This window comes from Enterobacter sp. Res13-Sevr-PEC09-46, assembly GCF_015672585.1.
GTDB classification, from domain to species: domain Bacteria; phylum Pseudomonadota; class Gammaproteobacteria; order Enterobacterales; family Enterobacteriaceae; genus Enterobacter; species Enterobacter hormaechei_C.
Map to the genome: position 1 here is coordinate 508292 of NZ_JADABR010000005.1, position 20384 is coordinate 528675.

The 20384-nt window shown below is 57.8% G+C and carries 15 protein-coding genes; 7 read left to right on the top strand and 8 right to left on the bottom strand.

Annotation, left to right across the window (positions count from 1 at the left end; all coding sequences use genetic code 11):
* The first annotated feature begins 1 nt into the window (after window position 1).
* The 4 genes from IMQ56_RS03670 to IMQ56_RS03685 all read left to right on the top strand — a co-directional run bounded on the left by IMQ56_RS03670 (window position 2) and on the right by IMQ56_RS03685 (window position 5038).
* Window positions 2-1372, top strand: coding sequence for an efflux transporter outer membrane subunit (locus IMQ56_RS03670; protein WP_063136425.1), 1371 nt, complete (start codon window positions 2-4; stop codon window positions 1370-1372).
* A 184-nt stretch (window positions 1373-1556) separates the two neighbouring features.
* Window positions 1557-2933, top strand: coding sequence for a glycoside hydrolase family 1 protein (locus IMQ56_RS03675; protein WP_063136424.1), 1377 nt, complete (start codon window positions 1557-1559; stop codon window positions 2931-2933).
* A 51-nt stretch (window positions 2934-2984) separates the two neighbouring features.
* Window positions 2985-4307: a PTS transporter subunit EIIC gene (locus IMQ56_RS03680; RefSeq protein WP_047364629.1), complete on the top strand. Its 1323-nt coding sequence runs from the start codon at window positions 2985-2987 to the stop codon at window positions 4305-4307.
* Between the two features lie 14 nt (window positions 4308-4321).
* Entirely contained in the window at window positions 4322-5038 is a 717-nt protein-coding gene (locus IMQ56_RS03685) for a GntR family transcriptional regulator (protein WP_015571043.1), read from the top strand.
* Between the two features lie 41 nt (window positions 5039-5079).
* Here the strand turns inward: IMQ56_RS03685 and ldtB are convergent, their stop codons facing one another.
* Window positions 5080-6000, bottom strand: a complete 921-nt coding sequence (gene ldtB / locus IMQ56_RS03690; protein ID WP_015571042.1) for a L,D-transpeptidase — start codon at window positions 5998-6000, stop codon at window positions 5080-5082.
* Between the two features lie 222 nt (window positions 6001-6222).
* Between ldtB and IMQ56_RS03695 the strand changes: the two genes are divergently transcribed.
* Window positions 6223-7818 carry an ABC-F family ATPase gene (locus IMQ56_RS03695; RefSeq protein WP_196063711.1) on the top strand — a complete coding sequence of 532 codons (1596 nt, stop codon included), beginning with the start codon at window positions 6223-6225 and terminating at the stop codon, window positions 7816-7818.
* A gap of 92 nt (window positions 7819-7910) precedes the next feature.
* Here the strand turns inward: IMQ56_RS03695 and IMQ56_RS03700 are convergent, their stop codons facing one another.
* Together IMQ56_RS03700 and IMQ56_RS03705 are read right to left on the bottom strand one after the other, a co-directional pair.
* Window positions 7911-10274: a glycoside hydrolase family 31 protein gene (locus IMQ56_RS03700; protein ID WP_196063710.1), complete on the bottom strand. Its 2364-nt coding sequence runs from the start codon at window positions 10272-10274 to the stop codon at window positions 7911-7913.
* 17 nt (window positions 10275-10291) lie between these two features.
* The gene (locus tag IMQ56_RS03705; protein WP_017384901.1) at window positions 10292-11593 is read right to left on the bottom strand and encodes an MFS transporter; all 1302 of its coding nucleotides are present in this window, start codon (window positions 11591-11593) and stop codon (window positions 10292-10294) included.
* A gap of 286 nt (window positions 11594-11879) precedes the next feature.
* Here IMQ56_RS03705 and IMQ56_RS03710 point away from each other — a divergent pair, with 286 nt between their 5' ends.
* A complete protein-coding gene (locus IMQ56_RS03710; RefSeq protein WP_032102669.1) occupies window positions 11880-12953 on the top strand; it encodes a LacI family DNA-binding transcriptional regulator in 1074 nt (357 codons plus the stop codon).
* Here the strand turns inward: IMQ56_RS03710 and IMQ56_RS03715 are convergent.
* The 4 genes from IMQ56_RS03715 to IMQ56_RS03730 all read right to left on the bottom strand — a co-directional run bounded on the left by IMQ56_RS03715 (window position 12950) and on the right by IMQ56_RS03730 (window position 18727).
* The gene (locus tag IMQ56_RS03715) at window positions 12950-14206 is read right to left on the bottom strand and encodes a DUF1479 domain-containing protein (RefSeq protein ID WP_196063709.1); all 1257 of its coding nucleotides are present in this window, start codon (window positions 14204-14206) and stop codon (window positions 12950-12952) included. The genes IMQ56_RS03710 and IMQ56_RS03715 overlap by 4 nt on opposite strands.
* 150 nt (window positions 14207-14356) lie before the next feature.
* Window positions 14357-15172 carry a Cof-type HAD-IIB family hydrolase gene (locus tag IMQ56_RS03720; protein WP_017384898.1) on the bottom strand — a complete coding sequence of 272 codons (816 nt, stop codon included), beginning with the start codon at window positions 15170-15172 and terminating at the stop codon, window positions 14357-14359.
* A 218-nt stretch (window positions 15173-15390) separates the two neighbouring features.
* Complete coding sequence (locus IMQ56_RS03725; RefSeq protein ID WP_015571035.1) at window positions 15391-17823, bottom strand: formate C-acetyltransferase/glycerol dehydratase family glycyl radical enzyme; 2433 nt, start codon at window positions 17821-17823, stop codon at window positions 15391-15393.
* Between the two features lie 4 nt (window positions 17824-17827).
* Window positions 17828-18727 carry a glycyl-radical enzyme activating protein gene (locus tag IMQ56_RS03730; protein ID WP_063136422.1) on the bottom strand — a complete coding sequence of 300 codons (900 nt, stop codon included), beginning with the start codon at window positions 18725-18727 and terminating at the stop codon, window positions 17828-17830.
* A gap of 127 nt (window positions 18728-18854) precedes the next feature.
* On the opposite strand from IMQ56_RS03730, the gene fsa reads away from it, so the two are divergent.
* The gene (fsa, locus tag IMQ56_RS03735) at window positions 18855-19517 is read left to right on the top strand and encodes a fructose-6-phosphate aldolase (RefSeq protein WP_017693747.1); all 663 of its coding nucleotides are present in this window, start codon (window positions 18855-18857) and stop codon (window positions 19515-19517) included.
* A 114-nt stretch (window positions 19518-19631) separates the two neighbouring features.
* On the opposite strand, the gene moeB is transcribed toward fsa, so the two are convergent.
* Complete coding sequence (moeB, locus tag IMQ56_RS03740) at window positions 19632-20384, bottom strand: molybdopterin-synthase adenylyltransferase MoeB (RefSeq protein WP_063136421.1); 753 nt, start codon at window positions 20382-20384, stop codon at window positions 19632-19634.

Here is a 20384-nt window from a genome sequence, read left to right on the forward strand (position 1 = left end):
CATGAAAATATTATCCCCTTTAACGGTATGCCTTGCTGTCCTGCTTAGTGCTGGCTGCGCCGACTCTCTGAAAAGCGACTATCAGCCTCCTGAGGTGAAATACCCTGCCAACTGGTATCAGGCGGATGCTGCGGAGGAGAGGATGCCGTTCGACTGGCAGGCCTTTAACGATCCAGACCTCGACGGCTGGCTGCGGCAGGTGATGGTGCGCAATAACGATGTCGCTGGAGCAGTATTGCGTGTTTATCGCGCCCGCCTGGAAGAAGAGCGGATTGGCATCACAAACGATCCGGGACTAAAAGGTTCGCTCGCGCTTGACGGTAAAAAACAGCTGAACAGCTCAGCCCACTGGAGCAGGGGCAGCGTTGCCAGTATTAATACCAGCTATGAGCTGGATCTGTGGGGCAAAATAGCGCGGCAGCGCGATGGGAAGGCGTGGGCACGTTTTGCCTCGGAAGAGGATCTGCGTTCTGCACGCCTGACGCTGCTTTCAAATGCCAGTAATAATTACTGGCGCTTAGGCTTTATTAACCAGCAGTTGTCTGTCCTGCAACAAAGCATCGACTATGCAAAAGAGACGCTGCGCCTGGCTAACGCGCGTTATGCCGCGGGCGGTGCCTCCTCTCTGGATGTTGTGGATGCTCAGCAGGGCGTGCTTTCGCAGGAAAACAGGCTGGCGGCGTTGAAGAATGAACGTTTACAGGCGCTCAATCAGCAAGCCGTTTTGCTTGGAACCGCGCCGGGCAGCGCGATAGTCGAACCGAAAGCGTTACCAATGGGACCACTGCCGCAGGTCAGTGGAAAGATCCCGGTCAACGTGCTGCGGCATCGACCCGATATCAGCGCTAAAGAGTGGCGGGTACGGGAAGCATTGGCCACCGTTGATGTCCAGCGTACTGCATTTTATCCAGCGTTTAGTCTGACCGGCTCGCTTGGCACCAGCAGCAGCAGCCTTATGGCCTTCCTGGAAAATCCTGTAGGCTCTGTTGGAGCAAACCTGACCCTGCCGTTCCTGGAATGGAGAGAAAGGGGCATGGACGTGAAGATTGCCCGCAACGACTACGAGCAACGGGTTCTGGAGTTTAAACAGGAACTTTACAAGGCGATGAGTAGCATAGAAGATGCGCTTGCTTTGCGTCATCAACTCCTGGAACAGGAGACGCTTCTACGTGAAGGCCTGGAACTGGCGAAAAAATCAGAGAGGCTAAACGAAGTTCGCTATCGCCAGGGCGCGGTGCGAATTTCTTTCTGGCTTGATGCTCAGGAGAAACGCCGTCAGGCCGAACTGGCACTGTATGAAAATCGCTTTAACCAGTTAAATAATCTGGCAAAAATCTATATGGAGTTTGGCGGTTCGGTATCTTTCCCCTGAATTGCGCAGACTCATTTACGTCTGTCAGCAATATGACTTGCTGCCAGGGCGCAGTTCGCAAGACATCCCTCGTCATTATTCAAACCCATCTCACAAAAATCGTTCCTCCCCTTTGATCGAAATTTCATCTCCGGCTATATGACTAGTCATATCATTTAAATGACTAGTCATATAGGAGGCAACCATGAATCAATCACTGCCAGCCAACTTCTTATGGGGCAACTCGGTGTCGAGCATGCAGACGGAAGGGGCCTGGAATGAGGGCGGAAAGGGGATGTCGGTGTACGACATTCGCGAAGCCGGTGAAAATATCTCTGACTGGAAAGTGGCCACCGACTCCTACCACCGCTACCGGGAAGATTTCGACCTGATGCAGGATCTGGGCATGAACTGCTACCGCTTCCAGATCTCCTGGAGCCGCGTCTGCCCGCAGGGTGACGGCGATTTTAACGACGAGGGTATCGCCTTTTACGACCGCTTTATCGACGATCTGATCGCCCGCGGTATCGAGCCGATGGTCTGCCTCTACCACTTCGATATGCCGCTGGCGCTGGCGCAGGAGTACAACGGATTTAACGATCGTCGCGTCGTGGAGGCGTTTATCCGCTACGGCAAAAAGATGATCGACTGCTACGGTGACCGGGTGAAGTACTGGCTGACCTTTAACGAGCAGAATATTTTCCACATGCCGATAGCCTTCCGCATCTCCGGCTATATGAAGGGGGAGGAAACCCTGCGCGAGCTGTACGAAGTGCAGCATCACACCATGGTGGCGCACATGGCGCTGACCGAGTACCTGCACCAGACTAAGCCGGGCAAGCTGATGGGCGGCATGCTGGCGCACCAGCTGATTTATCCGGCCACCTGCAAACCGCGTGACATCTTCTGCGCCCAGCAGTACGACGAATTCCTCAACCAGAACCTGCTGCGCGTCTTCGCGGGCCAGGGCTACAGCCCGGCGGTGATGGCGGTGGTAGAGCAGGAAGGCTTCGGTGATATCTACCGCGCAGACGATCTCGCGCTGTTTGCGCGCACGAAGAACGACTTTATGGCCTTCAGCTACTACGCCAGCAAAACGCTGGACAGCGATGCCATCCCGGAAGGCACGCCGGTTAACTATTACCTGCTGCACGGCGAGAAAAACAATCCGTACCTGAAGGCCACCGAGTGGAACTGGCAGATCGATCCGCTGGGCTTTCGCACCATCATCACCCGCTATGCCAACGACTGGCGGATGCCGGTATTCCCGATTGAAAACGGTATTGGGGTGATTGAGTCCTGGGATGGCGTGAATCCGATTGAGGACACCTACCGCATCGACTACCACCGGGCGCATATCGAGGCCATGAAAGCGGCGATGTTCGAGGACGGGGCTGAGGTCATTGGCTACCTCGGCTGGGGGTTAATCGACATTCTCAGCTCCCAGGGCGACATGCGTAAGCGCTACGGCGTGGTCTACGTCAACCGGGAAAACCACGACCTGAAAGACCTGAAGCGCGTGCCGAAGAAGAGCTACGCGTGGTTAAAACAGGTTATCCATACCAACGGACGCGAGATGTAAGCCGTACGCTGCCGGGCCGTTTTTGTGACTGATTGATGGGAACTATCCGCTATGTCTGAAACAAAAATAACACCGCACATGCAGTCTTTTGTCGATAAATTTGTTGAGTTCTCGGCGCGCCTGGCAAACCAGGTGCATCTTCGCTCCCTGCGCGATGCCTTCGCCACGGTAATGCCGATTTTCATCCTTGCCGGTCTGGCTGTGCTGGTGAACAACGTGGTGTTCCCCTGGATCTTAGAGGGCGAGACGCTCGCGCAATTTAAGGTGTGGGGCGAGGCGATCATCAACGGCACGCTGAACATCGCCGCGCTGCTGCTGGCGCCGATGATTGCCTGGTCGCTGGCGCGCAACAAAGATTTCGACAATCCGGTCTCGGCAGTGGTTATCGCCGTCAGCAGTTTCATCATCATGATGCCGATGCGCTTACAGATTACCCCCGTCGGCAGCGACGCCACGGTAAACGTTACCCAGGTGCTGACGTTCGCCAATATCGGCTCCACCGGGATTTTCGCCGGGGTGCTGATTGGGCTGCTCTCAACCGAGCTGTTTATCGCCATTTCACGGCTGAAGGCGCTGCACATTTCGCTGGGGGAGAACGTACCGCCAGCGGTGAGCAAATCCTTTACCGCGCTGATCCCGACGATCCTCACGCTCTCCCTGTTTGCAGTGCTGGCGGCTATACTGGCGAACGTGCTGCACACGGATCTGATCCATCTCATTACGACATTTATTCAGCAGCCGCTGCGGCTGATCAACACCAGCCTGCCCGGGACGATCTTCATTTACAGCTTCGGTAACTTCCTGTTCACGCTCGGTATTCATCAGTCGGTGGTCAACAGCGTGGTGCTGGAGCCATTCCTGCTGATCAATACCAATGAGAATATGCTGGCCTTTGCCAACGGCCAGCCGATCCCGCACATCATCAACAACATCTTTGTGCCGACCTTTGGCATGGTGGGCGGGACGGGCAGCACAATCTCATTGCTGATTGCTATCTTCATCTTCTCAAGACAGAAATCAGCGAAGCAGGTGGCGCGTCTGTCGCTGGCGCCGGGTCTGTTTAACATCAACGAGCCGGTGATTTTCGGCCTGCCGATAGTCTTTAACCTGCCGCTGATGATCCCGTTTGTGCTGCTGCCCGCTATCGGGATTTACTTTGCGTGGCTCTGTACCACGCTGGGGCTCATGTCGCGCTGCGTGGTGATGATCCCGTGGACGACCCCGCCGATCCTCAGCGCCTGGCTGGCGACGGCGGGGGACTGGCGGGCGGTGGTGGTGCAGTTGGCAATCATCGTATTTGGTGTATTCTTCTACCTGCCTTTCCTCAAAGTTGCCGAGCGAGTGGCGTTGAAAAACAGCGGGACAGAACACTAATTTAAGGAAGGACGATGGCGGCGAAGTACATCACCATAGCGCGGGAAATTAAGAAACGCATTATCACCCAGCAGTACGCCGCCAATGAACCTCTGCCGGACCAGTTCGCGCTGGCGGCGGAGTTCAGCACCAGCCGGATGACCATTCAGCAGGCGATGCGTCAGCTGATCGTAGAAGGGCTGGTCTATACCCGACAGGGGCAGGGCACGTTCATCCGCAAAAATTTCCTCCAGCTTTCCCAGTGGGATCTCTCCGGCAGCGACTACTTCGGGGCGACCAAAACCTGGGAACATTTAGGCACGGTGACGAGCCAGGTGGTGCACTTCGAACTGCGCTTCCCGAACGAGAAAGAGCAGGCATCGCTGATGATAAATCCGGATACGCCGATCTATGACTTTATCCGTCTGCGTTTACTGAACGGTGAGCCGATGTCTCTGGACGCTACGGTAATGCCGCTCAATCTGGTCCCCGGTCTGAACAAAACCCATCTTGAAAGTTCGGTATTCCGGTATGTACAGGAGACGCTGGGGCTGAAGATCATGGGATCGTATCGGGTGGTGCGGGCGCTGAAGCCCAGTGCGCTGGATATGCAACACCTTGTCTGCGAGCCAACCGACCCGGTGCTGGAGGTAGAGCAGGTGATCTATCTTGAAGATGGTACGCCGCTGGAGTACGCCCATTGTCACTATCGCTATGACCATGGCGGCATCGTTATCGTGAATAACGGATAAAAAAAAGCGGGCCCCGCGGCCCGCTTTTTTAATTCTCACGATTAGTTCAGACGCACCGGCATACCGGAACGGTTCTGAATCGCCTGGTCAACAATGGTCGTGTCAACATCCGCCTGAGAGGTGACGGACTGCACCGCGCTGGTCAGCTTAATCGGTACGATTTCGTTGTTGTTGATCTGATCTTCGCTGGTGGACAGCGGGTTATGCACTTCAATGTAACGGCTGCCGTCCGGCTCTGACGTCGCTTTCACCGGTTCGTTAATGAACTGCACGCGCGTACCGACCGGCACGTTATCGAACAGGAATTTGATGTCTTCATTACGCAGACGCACGCAGCCGTGGCTTACGCGCAGGCCGATACCGAAGTTGGCGTTAGTACCGTGGATGGCATACAGACGTCCAATGTACAGCGCGTACAGACCCATCGGGTTATCCGGGCCGGCAGGCACAACGGCTGGCAGCGGTTCGCCGGCAGCAATGTACTCAGCGTGCATTTTGGCGGTCGGCGTCCAGGTTGGGCCCGCTTTCTTACGCTCCACTTTGGTGGTCCAGTTCAGCGGAGTGTCTTTACCCAGCTGACCGATACCGATAGGCAGCACGATCACGGTGTTGGTGCCTTTCGGGTAGTAATACAGACGCATTTCGGCGCTGTTAATCACGATACCTTCGTGCACGGTATCCGGCAGGATCAGCTGCTGTGGAATGTTGAGTACGGTACCCGCTTTCGGCAGATACGGGTCAACGCCCGGGTTCGCCTCCAGCATGTTTGACAGGCCGAGCTGATACTGCGCCGCGAAGTATTCCAGCGGCTGAGAGTTGCCTTCCGGCACCGTCACCACCTGGTTTTCACCCACCAGACGGCTTCCGTCTGTCGGCAGGGGATACGTCACCGCAGACGCGGTCTTACAAAAACCTACTACGGCTAACGCCGCCGCAAAAAGCGTTGTTAATTTCATGTTCATGTTATGCGAGGTATCTAAGCCATTCTGGCGATGAGTTGATAAGTCTGAATCGGTAATGGGAGCGCATTATATGTGCATTCCCGTTAACTGGGAATTCAGATGTGTACGAAATCACATTTTTTTCGATTTTGTTAAAGTTTAGTGGATTACCGCAACACGGGATCTCAATTCGGAATTGTGGCATAATGCCGCGTTTATCACACTTTTCGCAGGAATCTCTCCGTGTTAGTTACCAGCAACGTCACTATGCAGTTTGGCAGTAAGCCGCTGTTCGAAAACATTTCCGTCAAATTTGGCGGCGGCAACCGTTACGGCCTGATTGGTGCCAACGGTAGCGGAAAATCCACCTTTATGAAGATCCTCGGCGGTGACCTGGAGCCAACGCTCGGTAACGTGTCGCTCGACCCTAACGAGCGCATCGGTAAGCTGCGTCAGGATCAGTTCGCCTTCGAAGAGTTCACCGTGCTCGACACCGTGATCATGGGGCACGCGGAGCTGTGGGAAGTGAAGCAGGAGCGCGATCGTATCTACGGTCTCGCTGAGATGAGCGAAGAAGACGGTTACAAAGTGGCCGACCTGGAAACGCAATACGGCGAAAAGGACGGCTACTCTGCGGAAGCGCGTGCGGGCGAACTGCTGCTGGGCGTCGGTATTCCGGTTGAACAGCATTACGGCCCGATGAGCGAAGTCGCGCCAGGCTGGAAGCTGCGTGTGCTGCTGGCACAGGCGCTGTTCTCTAACCCGGACATCCTGCTGCTCGACGAACCGACGAACAACCTGGACATCGACACCATCCGCTGGCTGGAGCAGACGCTGAACGATCGCGACAGCACCATGATCATCATCTCGCACGACCGTCACTTCCTGAACATGGTGTGTACTCACATGGCGGATCTGGACTACGGCGAGCTGCGCGTTTATCCGGGCAACTACGATGAGTACATGACGGCGGCAACCCAGGCGCGCGAGCGTCTGCTGGCCGACAACGCCAAGAAGAAAGCGCAGATTGCTGACCTGCAATCCTTCGTCAGCCGCTTCAGCGCCAACGCCTCTAAATCGCGCCAGGCAACGTCGCGTGCCCGTCAGATCGACAAAATCAAGCTGGAAGAGGTTAAAGCCTCCAGCCGTCAGAACCCGTTCATCCGCTTCGAGCAGGACAAGAAGCTGTTCCGTAACGCGCTGGAAGTGGAAGCCCTCACCAAAGGCTTCGATGAAGGCCCGCTGTTCAAAAACTTCAACCTGCTGCTGGAAGTGGGCGAGAAGATTGCCATCCTCGGCGCCAACGGCGTGGGTAAATCCACTATGCTGAAAACCCTGGTCGGTGAACTGCAACCGGATAACGGTACCGTGAAATGGTCTGAAAACGCGCAGATTGGTTACTACGCGCAGGACCATGAATATGAGTTTGAAAACGATCTGACCGTCTTCGACTGGATGAGCCAGTGGAAGCAGGAAGGCGACGACGAACAAGCGGTACGCAGCATTCTGGGGCGTCTGCTGTTCAGCCAGGACGACATCAAAAAGCCCGCCAAAGTGCTCTCCGGTGGTGAAAAGGGCCGTATGCTGTTCGGCAAGCTGATGATGGAAAAACCGAATATTCTGGTGATGGACGAACCGACTAACCACCTGGATATGGAATCTATTGAGTCGCTGAACATGGCGCTGGAGATGTATCAGGGCACCCTGATCTTCGTCTCTCACGACCGGGAGTTCGTCAGCTCACTGGCGACCCGCGTGATCGAAATTACGCCAGAGCGCGTGGTGGACTTCACCGGTAACTACGAAGATTACCTGCGCAGTAAAGGTATCGAGAGTTAAAAAAATAGCCGGGTGGCGGCTTCGCCTTACCCGGCCTACGTTCTATCCCCTCTCCCTGTGGGAGAGGGTTAGGGTGAGGGCAACAGGCCGCGCTACACCACCCACTCGCCCCCTTCAACTCCGTTCACCCGCAGCGTACGTTTTTCCCCCGCCGGTAATGACACCTTCAGCGCCTTCCATGCCGGACGATAGTCGCCGCGCGCATTCACCTTCAGGTTGATACTTGCGCCGTCGCACACCATCTCCCATTCCACCCACAGCGCATTGCCGTTCTGGTAGCCCCAGCTTTCGCCGTCATCCTCAAACAGCAGCCCGGCGGTGGTGCCGACGCCTTTCACCGGGAACAGTTTCAGCTCACGGGTATCGTCTTTATCTGCGCTCACGTGACGGATGCGTTCGCTGAGTGGCAAACCGGCCCCGGCGCGTACCAGCAGCGGCAGTTTTTCCAGCGGCGCATCAAGGACGATCGATTGCCCGCCCGCATACCACGCGTGAGTGTAAAAATCGTACCAGCCGGTTTCGTTATCCGGCAGCCAGACGCGGCGCTCGCGCTGCCCGGCTTCGACGACGCTGGCCACCAGCAGGTCACGGCCCAGCAGGAAGTCGTCGCACTCTTCAAACGTCTGCGCATCGTGCTCATGATCGAGGAAGGTCGGGCGCAGCATCGGCTCGTCGTCGGCGTGCGCCTGCCAGAGCAGGGTGTAGAGATACGGCAGCAGGCGGTAGCGCAGTTCAATGGCGCTGCGAATCGCAGGCGTGACGCCCGGGTACATCCACGGCTCGTTCACCGTGTGATCATCGTTCCACGAGTGAATGGTAAAGCGCGGGTGCATCACGCCGTTCTGTACCCAGCGCACGAACAGCTCGGCATCCGGCTTGTCGCCGGAGAAACCGCCGACGTCGTGACCGACGTTGAACAGTCCGGACAGGCTCATGCCCAGCCCCATGCGGATGTTATAGCGCAGGGTGTCCCAGTTAGTGCGGTTATCGCCGCTCCAGGTCTGAACGTAGCGCTGCATCCCGGCGCAGCCGGAGCGGGAGATCAGATACGGACGTTTCTCCGGCGCAAAGCGCTGCTGCGCTTCCAGCGAGGCGCGCATCATCAGCAGCGGCATCACCGGGCGAATGTGCTTGATGGCGATCTCCTGACCGAAGCCATAGCAGCGCGCTTCCCCGTCCCACACTTCATACTCGTTGTTGTCGTTCCAGGTGGAGTCGATGCCCATCTCCAGCAGCTGCGTGGTCACGCCGTTCTGCCACCACTGCACCGTCTGCGGGTTGGTGAAGTCGAGATGCGATCCTTCATCATCCCAGAAGCTGGAACGTTCAGGCGCATCGGTTTCTGAATCACGAATGAACAGGCCGCGTTCCGCCACTTCGCTGTAGCGGGGATGATCCTGCAACAGACACGGCTTGATGTTGGCCGCAAGCCGCAGCCCCGCGTCGTGGAACGCCTGGCTCATCACCTTCGGCTGCGGCACTTTGTCGTAGTTCCAGTTAAAGACGTAGCGCTTGCCGTTAATCGAGGTATAGCCGGAGGAGAGCTGGAACGAGTCGCACGGAATGGCATGCTCATCGCACAGGCGGATGAAGTTCATCAGCTGGTTTTGCGCGTCCGGCGCGTCGGTGTAGTGCATGGTCGAGCCGCTGTAGCCCAGGCTCCACTTCGGTCCGAACAGCGTTTTCCCCGTCAGGCGCACGAAGGCTTTGGTCACGTCCAGCACGCGCTTGCCGGTGAAGAGGTAGTAGTCAATATCGCCCGCTTCCGCCTGCCAGCGGCGGTAGGCAGTGTGATAGTTGTCGATCTCGTTACCCAGATCCAGCCAGCAGCTGCTCAGGTTATCGTAGAACAGACCGTAGCTCACGTCATCGCGACGGGTGAGGGTGAACGGGATGTGCTTGTAAAGCGGATCGGTGCTGGCCGCGTTATAGCCCATCGCGTCCAGGTTACGCATCTCATAGCGTTTGCCGTTGCGCTGTAAATCACCCGCTTTCTCACCCAGACCGTAAAAACGTTCATCCTTAGGACGGCTAAGATAGTGCGCCACGCCGTCACCGTGGGCGTTCAGCAGGTAGGCGCTGGTCGGGCGGTCATTGACCAGCGGCTGCCACTCGCCCGCCTCATTGCGGTAGTGCCACTCCAGCCACAGCGGCTGGTGGACGGTGACGCGCAGCTGTTCAGTCGCTACGGTTAACGTGTCGTCCTGCTGCGTCAGCGTCCAGGCAGGGCAGGTGAAGCCGCTGACATCGTCACGACGGCGGCCTTCCCACGGCACATCTTGTTCCGGCGCGATGCTCCAGGTGCGGTTCAGCGCCAGCTCGCCTTTACGTTTGATCAGCACACGGAACAGATTCTCTTCCAGCACATACAGGCACAGGCGGTGCTGGTTATCGATCAGCAGTTCCAGATGATTCGCCGACTGCGTATCGACGGTCCAGTTTTTCAGGGTTTTCATATGCAATACATCCACAATCAGGCGCGCTTGGCGCGACGTTCAGCAATAAATGCCACCAGGAAGACAGCGCCAAGCAGGTCAAAGAAGCCCATGGCAATAAAAAGCGGGTTAAAGCCGATTTTGTCGGCGGTCACACCGATTAACAGTGAGAACAGGAAGCTGGCGATCCACGCCGCCGAGCCGCGCATGCCGTTGACGGTCGCCATCTGGCCTTTGTCGAACGACTCCACGACCAGGGCGCTCAGCATGCAGGAGATGATCTGGTGCCCGAAGCCGCCGATAGAGATCAGCACGATGGTGATATACGGGTCGCGGGTCACGGCCACGACGGCCAGAGAAATCATCAGAAACGCGCCGGTGACGGAGCTGGCTACCACCGAGTTGACGCGGGTGCAGCCAAACCAGCGGGTGTAGAGCCGGGTCAGGTAGCCGCTCGCGACGCTGCCGAGGTCGGCGGCCAGGAACGGCAGCCAGGCGAACATCGCGATCTGTTTCAAATCCATGCCGTGCTCTTTGGCGAGGTACAGCGGCACCCAGAAGCTCAGCACGGCCCAGGCCGGTTCCGCCATAAAGGCCGGGATGGCGATACCGTAGAACCGTTTGTTCTTCGAGACGGTTTTCAGCGCGGTCAGGAAGGGCAGTTTGACCGGCGCAGGTTCGTTATCCTGCTTGATAAACGCCAGCTCATCGCGGCTCAGGTTTGGGTGCTGTTCCGGGTTGTGATAAAACGCCCACCACAGGATCACCCACAGCAGCGCCAGCACGCCGGTAAACATAAACGCACCCTGCCAGCCGAACGACGCGTGGGCAAAGTAGATGATAGGCGGGGCCAGCATGGCCCCAATGGAGAAGCCTACCCCCGCCCAGCCTGCGGCAACAGGGCGCTCTGATTTCGGGAACCATTCACCGATGGTTTTGGCGTTCGCTGGCGTGGCGGCGGCTTCGGACGCACCCATAAAGAAGCGCAGAATCGCCAGGTGCAGCCAGCTTCCGGCACCCGCGTGGAAGATACACATCAGCGCCCAGATCCCGGCGCAGACCATAAAGCCGATTTTCAGGCCGATAACGTCAATCAGCCAGCCGCACAGGGGCTGGAAAATGGTGTAGGCGATCTGGAACGCGCCGACGATCCAGGAGTACTGCTCGGTGGTGATCCCGAGGCTCTCTTTCAGTTCAGGGGCGAGAATACCTAACGAATTACGGGTGATGTAGTTAACGGTCACGCCGAGAAGAAACAGCACCAGTACGTACCAGCGCAGGTTCCTGATGACGCGACGTGTTTTGCTTGTCGCTACGGTGTTATTGATGTCCTGACTCATTTTCTTCTCCATAAGACGGACGGTAAGGGGACAAAGGTTCAGGTGTCACACAGCGTCAGGCGTTTGAAAGTTATCTGTTTTAGAGCGCTAAGCTGCTATACAACTAGTATGGAAGTTGTGTGACAGGTTCACCTTAAGAAAGAAATTGGGCAGGGAATAGTGGATTTTGTGCAAACTTTCTCATAACCGAGGTTTAATTTTCGGCATTATGGCCTTCTCGCAAGTTATTACCTGATAAACAAGTTGTGAAAATTTTTTCATTTCACATCCGGAGCCAGATCACAAAATGGACAAAAGGCTTAAAATCACCGAAATCGCCGCCCGGACGCAGCTCTCCATCAGCACCGTTTCTCGCGTGCTGGCGGGGAAGGCAAACACCAGCGAAAAAGCACGGGCAAAGGTGCTGGCGTGCGCGCGGGAGCTGGGGGTAATGGACGGCATGGCGGCGGGGCGTCTGCTGCTTAACAGCCTGGTGGTGTTTGCCCCGCAGCGGGCGTTTGACGAGCGGTCCGACATCTTTTACTACCGCGTCATCCAGAGCGTGAGCAAAGGGCTGGCCTCGCACGAGGTGCGTCTGCGTTACTGTGCGCTGGAGGAGAACGACAGCGATGCCCAGCTGTTTCTGGCCCGCATGAACGAAACGGACACCCAGGCGGCGATCCTCCTCGGTATCGACGATCCGCATATCCACGATCTGGCGGTAGACGTGGGCAAACCCTGTATGCTGATTAACTGCCGGGACCGCCACATGCGCCTGCCCGCCGTCGCGCCGGATCATCGCGCGATTGGCGAGCGGGCGGCAGAGTACCTGTTCGAGATGGGGCACCGGGAGGTGATGAACGTGCTGTGCCTGCGTCGCTACACCATGGAACTGCGCCTGTCCGGGATCCGCGACGCGTGGCACGGTCATAACCTCAGGTTCAGCGACAGGCGCGACCTGCTGATGGTGTCCAGCTTCAGCGCCAGAGAGACGGAGCAGCTGGTGAGCGAGTGGCTTCACCAGCAGAAAGGGAAGGACCTGCCGACGGCGTTCCTGGTTGGTGGCGATTTTATGGCGGCGGGGACCATCAGCGCGCTGCAAAAACACGGTCTGCGCGTGCCGCAGGATGTCTCGGTGATGAGCATTGACGGGTTTAATCTGGCCGCGATTCAGGATGTGCCCTTAACCGCGGTACATGTTCCGCGTGATGAGCTGGGAACGGAAGCGGTGCATATGCTCCAGCAGCGGCTGATGCGCCCGGATGCGCCGGTGGGAACATTGCTGCTAAACGGCACGCTGACCGTGCGGGAGTCGGTCCGGCGGATACGTCAGGGGAAACGACGTACCGCCGTAGAGCGGGAAGGGCTGTACGATGGTTAAGCCATGCCCAGCGCGCGCCTGCCGTGGATGTTGAGATCGGCCACGGTAAAGCGGCCCTGCCAGCTTTTCTCATAATCCTCGCGCGGGAAATCGCCCGGTGACGCGCCGGTTTCCAGCGCTTCCTTGACCTTTTTCGCATAGGCGAGATTCTTCTCGCACATCGGCGCGGCAGGAATGTACATCACGTTGCCCCAGCCCTGCTGATTTTCCACCGGCGCGACGGAGTGGATCACATCGCAGTGCCACCACACGGAATCACCGGCTTCCAGCTCCGGAATGCTGGTTAACGCTTCGATCAGCAGCGGGTGCCACTTCTCAGAAATCGGCAGCACACGCCCCGGCGCCACGCCGCACAGCTCGTCTTCCGGCACGTCGTCCAGCAGCGGACGCAGCAGAATATAGGCCATTGCCTCCGGGATCGGCACCACGTGCAGCAAGCCCTGTCCGGGGATCATGTCCGACAGCGCCGTCCAGCCCTGGAAGGTGCGGAACACCGAGCATTTGGTGGTGTTATCGACGGTGTACTCTTCCACTTCGGTACGATGCGCGGCATTCCACGGATCGTATTTCTCAACGTTGCCGTCAAACACGCGGGCAAAGACCTGCTGATAAGCGGGCAGCAGCCAGCGCTCCAGCGCGCCAGAATCGGTGTGTGCGCCAAGTCCTTTCGAGGTGGTTCCGGGCGGGCGGCGGCGGATGCGGTCAGGGTAAATCACGCTCACGTCCGGGTCGAACCACTGTTTACCGTTGCTCTCAAATGTCCATAAACGGTTCAGGAATGACTGTACCTGCGCCATCTCTTCACTCTGGCGCGCCTGCATTTGCGCCTGAGACCAGTAGATCGGATAAATCTCCGGACGAGAGGCCGTTAAGGTGCCGAAGAAGTTATCGCCGGGTCCTTTGTACACCTCGTCAAATTTGTTCAGATCGAGGTAGTCAAGCATCGACTGATCCCACGCCAGCGCCTGCTCGCGCGGGAAGTGGCCTTTGATCACCGCGCAGCCGCGACGTTTAACGGCTTCGCGCTGTTCGGCGGTGATCGTGCCGTTTTTCACGTCGGCAAAAGGGATCACTGGCCAGACGGTTTCGCCTTTGTTTTTGAGAGCGTTGATTTCCGCCACGCGGGTGGCGATTTTATCGCTGAGCCGGTCGAACACCGCCTGCACGTCGCCGATCTGCGCGCGTAATTCACGTTTCATCTGACGGATTGCCGCTTTATGGTCCGCTGGCAACGTTTCGCTGGTAAAGGTCATAACTGCCTCGCATCTTTCATTCGAAAGTAAAAGTGTCTACAAGTGATACTTTAAGTTAAAAAAAAGTTAATGCAAGTTTAAAACCTTGACGGGTGCCACAGGATGGGAAAAGAGTGAGAGGCCGGAGCGAGGCTCCGGCAGGTAGGGGGATCAGGCGTCGAACAGGGAGTGCGCGTCGAGCACGGCCTGAATCACATTCAGCGCGCCCTGATGGTTGTTATCGTCGGTAGTGTAACGGCTGACCTCTTTAATGCTGTCCGCCGCGTTGCCCATCGCAAAGGAGTATTTCACCAGCTTCAGCATTTCCGCATCGTTGCCGCTGTCGCCAATGCCGACGCACGCCTGAGGTGAGACTTTCCAGCGTTTAAGCAGGCGGCTGATGCCGTTGGCCTTGTGCAGGCCGGGGATAATCAAATCGACAAAACCGAAGCCGCTGGTGACCGGCTTCATGATGCCGTCCAGGGAGACATGCAGTTTATCAACCAGATTCGGGATATCGCTGTCCGGCAGGTTCAGGGAGAATTTAAACAGCACGTCGTCAATTTCGCGGTAATCGCTGATGGGTTTTAAGCGATGGTAGTGTTTCGACATCAGCTTCACGAACGCTTCTGGTGCTTTATCGCTGACGTACGCGCTCTCCAGCCCGCAGGCCACAAAGTTCAGCCCTTTGTCTTTTAGCAACTCGCCAATGACGATTTGCGACTCATGACGCGTCAGTTCGCCGTGGAAAATCTGTTCGCCGTGATCGAAGACCAGCGCGCCGTTTTCCGCGACGAAGGAGATCTGATCTTTCAGCTCCGGGAAGAAGGAGATGAGCTGGTAATACTGGTTGCCGCTGGCGACAACAAATTCAATGTCGCGGGCTTTAAGCTGCTCAAACTGTGCCTGGAAGCGGTCACGATCGTACTGCTTGGCATCATCAAGGAAAGTTCCGTCCATATCGGTGACGATAACTTTTACGGTCATACTGTGCTCCTGGGTCACTGCGTTTGAAACATTCTAATAACAAGGTGATGGGGAGCACAAATTTAATTTCATTCGAAAGTCAAAGCAAAACGGCAACCGAAGTTGCCGTTTTTAGTGTTTTCTCCCTCTCCCCGTGGGAGAGGGCCGGGGTGAGGGCATCAGCGTGCGCATTTCCCCCTCACCCTAACCCTCTCCCTAAAGGGAGAGGGGATAAACCGTTACAGCGTATGCTCAGTACGGGCAATAATATCGTCCTGCGCATCCGGCGACAGGGCGGTGAAGAACGCCGAGTAACCCGCGACGCGCACCACCAGGTCACGATACTGATCCGGGTGTTTCTTCGCTTCCAGCAGCGTTTCGCGGGAGACGATGTTGTACTGAATGTGCCAGCCTTTATGCACCTCGAAGAAGGTGCGCAGCAGCACCATCAGCTTCTGGCGATCGCTGTCGTTTTCCAGCGTCGACGGGTTCAGCTTCTGGTTTAGCAGCACGCCGCCGAGAATCGCTTCCGTCGGCAGTTTACCCACGGAGCCAATCACCGCCGTCGGGCCGAGGTGGTCGGTACCGGAGGCCGGGCTTGCCCCTTCCGCCAGCGGGGTGTGGGCTTTACGGCCGTCCGGCGTTGCCATGGTTGCTGCGCCAAACGGCACGTTTGCGGAGATAGACGACGTGCCCGCATAGTAGTTACCCCCAATCGGGCCACGGCCGTAGCGTGGGTTATGGTACTGCTTCAGCTCTTCAATGTAGGTTTCGTAGGCACGGGTCAGCAGCAGGTCCACGCTGTCGTCGTCGTTGCCGTACTTCGGCGCGCCGTTGATCAGGCGCTGGCGCAGCTGCTCGTGGGTCAGCCCCTCGAAGTCATCCGCCAGCGCCGCCGCCAGCTGTTGCTGACCGATAACGCCCTGGTCAAACACCAGCTTCTTCACCGCTGCCAGGCTGTTGCCGAGGTTGGCGATCCCCACCTGTAGGCCGGAAACCCAGTCATACTTCGCGCCGCCCTGCTTAATGCTTTTCGCGCGTTCGATACAGTCGTCCACCAGCGCCGAGCAGAGAATATCGTGGACGTTCTCTTCCAGCATGGTGTCCACCACGTACTCGATCTCAATGGATTTGCGGGTGTAGTAGCGGATCTGGTTATCCCACGCCGCCATGACCTCATCAAAATTCCCGAAGTTACCGGCAGAAAGCGCTTTTTCCTGCGGCAGGAACACCTGGCCGCTGGTGGCGTCGCGACCGCCTTCCAGCGCCGCCAGCATCACGCGGGCGAAGTTGATAAAGCTCATGCCGGTGCAGCGATAGCCCCACTTGCCGCCAACGGCGGTTTCGATGCAGCCAATTGCCGCATAGTCATACGCGTCCTCTCGTTCCACGCCGAGCTTGATAAATTCCGGGATGACGATTTCATCGTTGTTAAACGCCGGCATCCCGAAGCCGCAGCGGATCACCTGCACGCAGGCGTCGAGGAAGTCGTTGCTCATCCCCGCGTGGTAACGCACGCTCAGGTTCGGCTGGGTGGAGCGCAGACGGCCGCAGGATTCGAGAATGGCGTAAGAGAGCGGGTTGACCGCGTCCATCGGTTCACCGTTGACCAGCTTCTGGCCGCCGATGGTGACGTTCTGATACAGCGGGCTGCCCGCAGAGGCTTTGGAGTGCGAGCCGGAGCGGATTTTGTTCACTTCCAGCAGCTTCAGCCAGCAGCTGTGCAGCAGCTCAATGGCGTGCTCGCGATCCAGACTCTGGTCCAGCTCCACGTCGCGGCGGTAGTACGGGTAAAGGTACTGGTCCATACGGGCAAAGGAGACGGAGTGACCGTTGGACTCAATTTGCAGGATCAGCTGAATGAAGTAGCACAGCTGTAGCGCCTGCCAGAAGGTTTTTGGCGGTTGGTGGGCGATGATGTCGCAGTTTTCCGCCATGGCCAGCAGCTCGTCGCGGCGGCTGTCGCGGGTTTCTGTTGCGGCCATTTCACGCGCCAGGTCGGCAAAGCGTTTGATGTGCAGGCTTACGGCTTCCAGCACGATATCAATGGCTTTCAGGAACTGGTCGCCGTGCAGATCGTCCAGCACCGTCAGGTTGATGCGCGACCGGCGCTCGGCCACTTTCGCGCGCAGGCCGTCAAGCCCTTTCTCCAGCACCAGCGGGAAATTCACCGCCAGGTGTGCGTCACCGGAGGTCATGTTGCCTTCCGCTTTGATGATGCCGGTTTCCAGCAGGCCTTTCTGCTCGTCGGTGAACATGCCGTAGCAGCGGTCCTGCACCGTCTGGCCGCGCCACCACGGGCAGATCGCATGCAGAACGCGTTTATTCTCTTCGCTGACCGCAAAGCCCGCGCCCGGGCGGTCCGCCAGATCGTCGATCTCTTTCTCAATCCAGGAGACGGTGTATTCCGGGAAAATCGGCGCGGCGCGCACTTCGCTTGCCTGGTTACCGATAATCAGCTCGTCGTGTTTGATCCAGATGGTACGTTTTGCCAGGTGGTGGGCGAGGGCCAGCGCGCGACGTACCGGGATCGGCTTGTCCAGATGCTGCTGATACATTTCGGTATAATGCTGTGCGCGCTCGGTACAGACCGGCGGCTTAACGATATGCACCAGCGCCGTTTTGTGCGCCTTAATGCGCTCGCTGAGGGTGTTGAGATTCAGGGTTGTCATAGGTTTATCCTCGTAAGGTCGCGGTTAACCCTTTCTGGCAGGCGTACTGCTGCGCAAAGTCCAGCAGGGCAGGGTTATCCAGCGGTTTGTCAGGGGCAGAGTAGGGTTGGCCGAGCAGGGTGTATTTGTTCATGCCCAGCGTGTGATACGGCAGAAAATGAATATCGTGAACGCCGAGTTCGTCGGCGGCGAAATTGGTAATGGCGGTAACCGACGTTTCATCGGCGTTAAAGCCCTGGATCAGCGGCACGCGAATGGTGATTTTTTTCCCGGCGGCAGCCAGGCGCTTCAGGTTGTCCAGGATCCGTCTGGCTGAGCCATCGGTCCACTGTTTGAATACGTCACTGTCCACATGCTTCAGGTCCGCCAGGAACAGATCGACATACGGCAGTGACGGCTCGATATAATGCCAGGGCACGTGAAGGCAGGTTTCAACGGCGGTATGAATGCCTTGTTCATGGCTGGCTTTAAACAGGGCGTGTGCCAGCGCCGGGTTCATGAACGGCTCGCCGCCGGAGAGGGTGATCCCGCCGCCGCTGCGGTCGTAGAAGGGCTTATCGCGCAGCACGGTGGTCATAATCTCCTCCACCTGCTTCTCTTCACCGCAGACGGTAAGCGCCTGCGTCGGGCAACAGTCGGTAAGGGCAGTGAGCGTCTCGTCGTTAAGCGTCTCACGATGAATGACCAGCCCGCTCAGCGCGCGTTCAACACACCCCGGCGCGGCCTGCTGACACAGGTCACAGCCGTCCAGGCACAGACGGGCATCAAACAGGACGTCCCGCGTGCGGGAGCGGCTTTCCGGGTTCTGACACCAGCGACAGCCCAGCGAGCAGCCTTTCAGGAATACCACGGTTCGAATACCGGGGCCGTCGTGGGTGGAGTAACGCTGTATATTGAAGATCATTTTCTTGCCCTCGAATTACATATGAAGATTAAATTACTTTCGAATGAAAGTTATCTTGATGTGGGTCAATTCCTGAGCAGGTTTTGCTGTGATAGGGTAAGTGCAGGCTAATTTTGAGGGTGACATCATGGAACTTTATCTCGACACATCTGACGTTGCGGCAGTCAAAAAGCTGGCGCGTATCTTCCCGCTGGCGGGCGTGACCACTAACCCAAGCATTGTGGCGGCGGGTAAAACGCCTCTGGAAGAGCTGCTGCCCGCGCTGCACGACGCGCTGGGCGGCAAGGGCCGGCTGTTCGCTCAGGTGATGGCGAAGACCGCCGAGGGAATGGTGGAAGACGCACGTAAGCTGCGCGCGATAATCAATGACCTGGTGGTGAAAGTGCCCGTGACCGCTGAAGGGCTGGCGGCGATCAAAATGCTGAAAGCAGAAGGGATCCCGACGCTGGGTACGGCGGTGTACGGCGCAGCACAGGGGATGCTCTCCGCACTGGCGGGGGCTGAGTATGTGGCTCCTTATGTGAACCGCGTGGACGCGCAGGGCGGGGACGGGATCCAGACGGTAGTCGAACTGCAACAGCTGCTGACCCTGCATGCCCCGCAGTCAAAAGTGCTGGCGGCGAGCTTTAAAACCCCGCGCCAGGCGCTGGACTGCCTGCTGGCAGGGTGCGAATCCATCACGCTGCCGCTGGACGTGGCGCAGCAGTTTATTACCTCTCCGGCCGTGGATGCGGCAATTGTGAAGTTTGAGCAGGACTGGCAGGGGGCGTTTGGACGGACGTCTGTCTGATGCGGTTGCCGGGTGGCGCTAACGCTTACCCGGCCTACGTTTGCATCGCTGTTGCCGGGTGGCGCCGTTCGAGCCGTTGTAGGTCGGGTAAGGCGAAGCCGCCACCCGACTTTTTTACTGGCTACACACCTCACACCCGGGGTTACGCATCAGCTTCATCTCGCGGAACTGGCAGGTCATCGCGTCATACATCACGATTTTACCCGCTGCGGGCGTGCCGTAGTGCGCCAGCACTTTGATCGCCTCCATCGCCTGCAAGGAACCGATAACGCCAACCAGTGGCGCCATCACGCCCGCCTCGACGCAGGTCAGCGCATTCTCGCCAAACAGACGGCTCAGGCAGCGGTAGCAGGGCTCTCCTTCAGCGTAGGTGAAGACGGTGATTTGCCCCTCCATGCGGATGGCCGCGCCGGAAATCAGCGGCCTTTTATGGGCAAAGCAGCCCGCATTGAGCTGGTTGCGAATGGCGACGTTATCGGTGCAGTCCAGCACCAGGTCATGCCGTGCAATCTGGGCAAACAGCGCGTCGTCATCCAGCATCGCGTCAATCAGGGTGAACTGAACGTTGGGGTTAATGCGCGCCAGCGCTGTGCGTGCTGATTCCACTTTAGGCTGACCGACCGTCGCGTCGCTGTGCAGCGTCTGGCGTTGCAGGTTGGACACCGACACGGTGTCGAAATCCAGCAGCGTCATGCTGCCGACGCCCGCCGCAGCCAGGTATTGCGCCGCCGCGCAGCCCAGCCCGCCCAGGCCCACAACCAGCACGCTGGCCGCCTTGAGCGCCTCCTGGCCCTCGAAATCAAACCCGCGCAGCACGATCTGGCGGTTATAGCGCATCATCTCCGGGTCGCTCAGTTCCACCGTCAT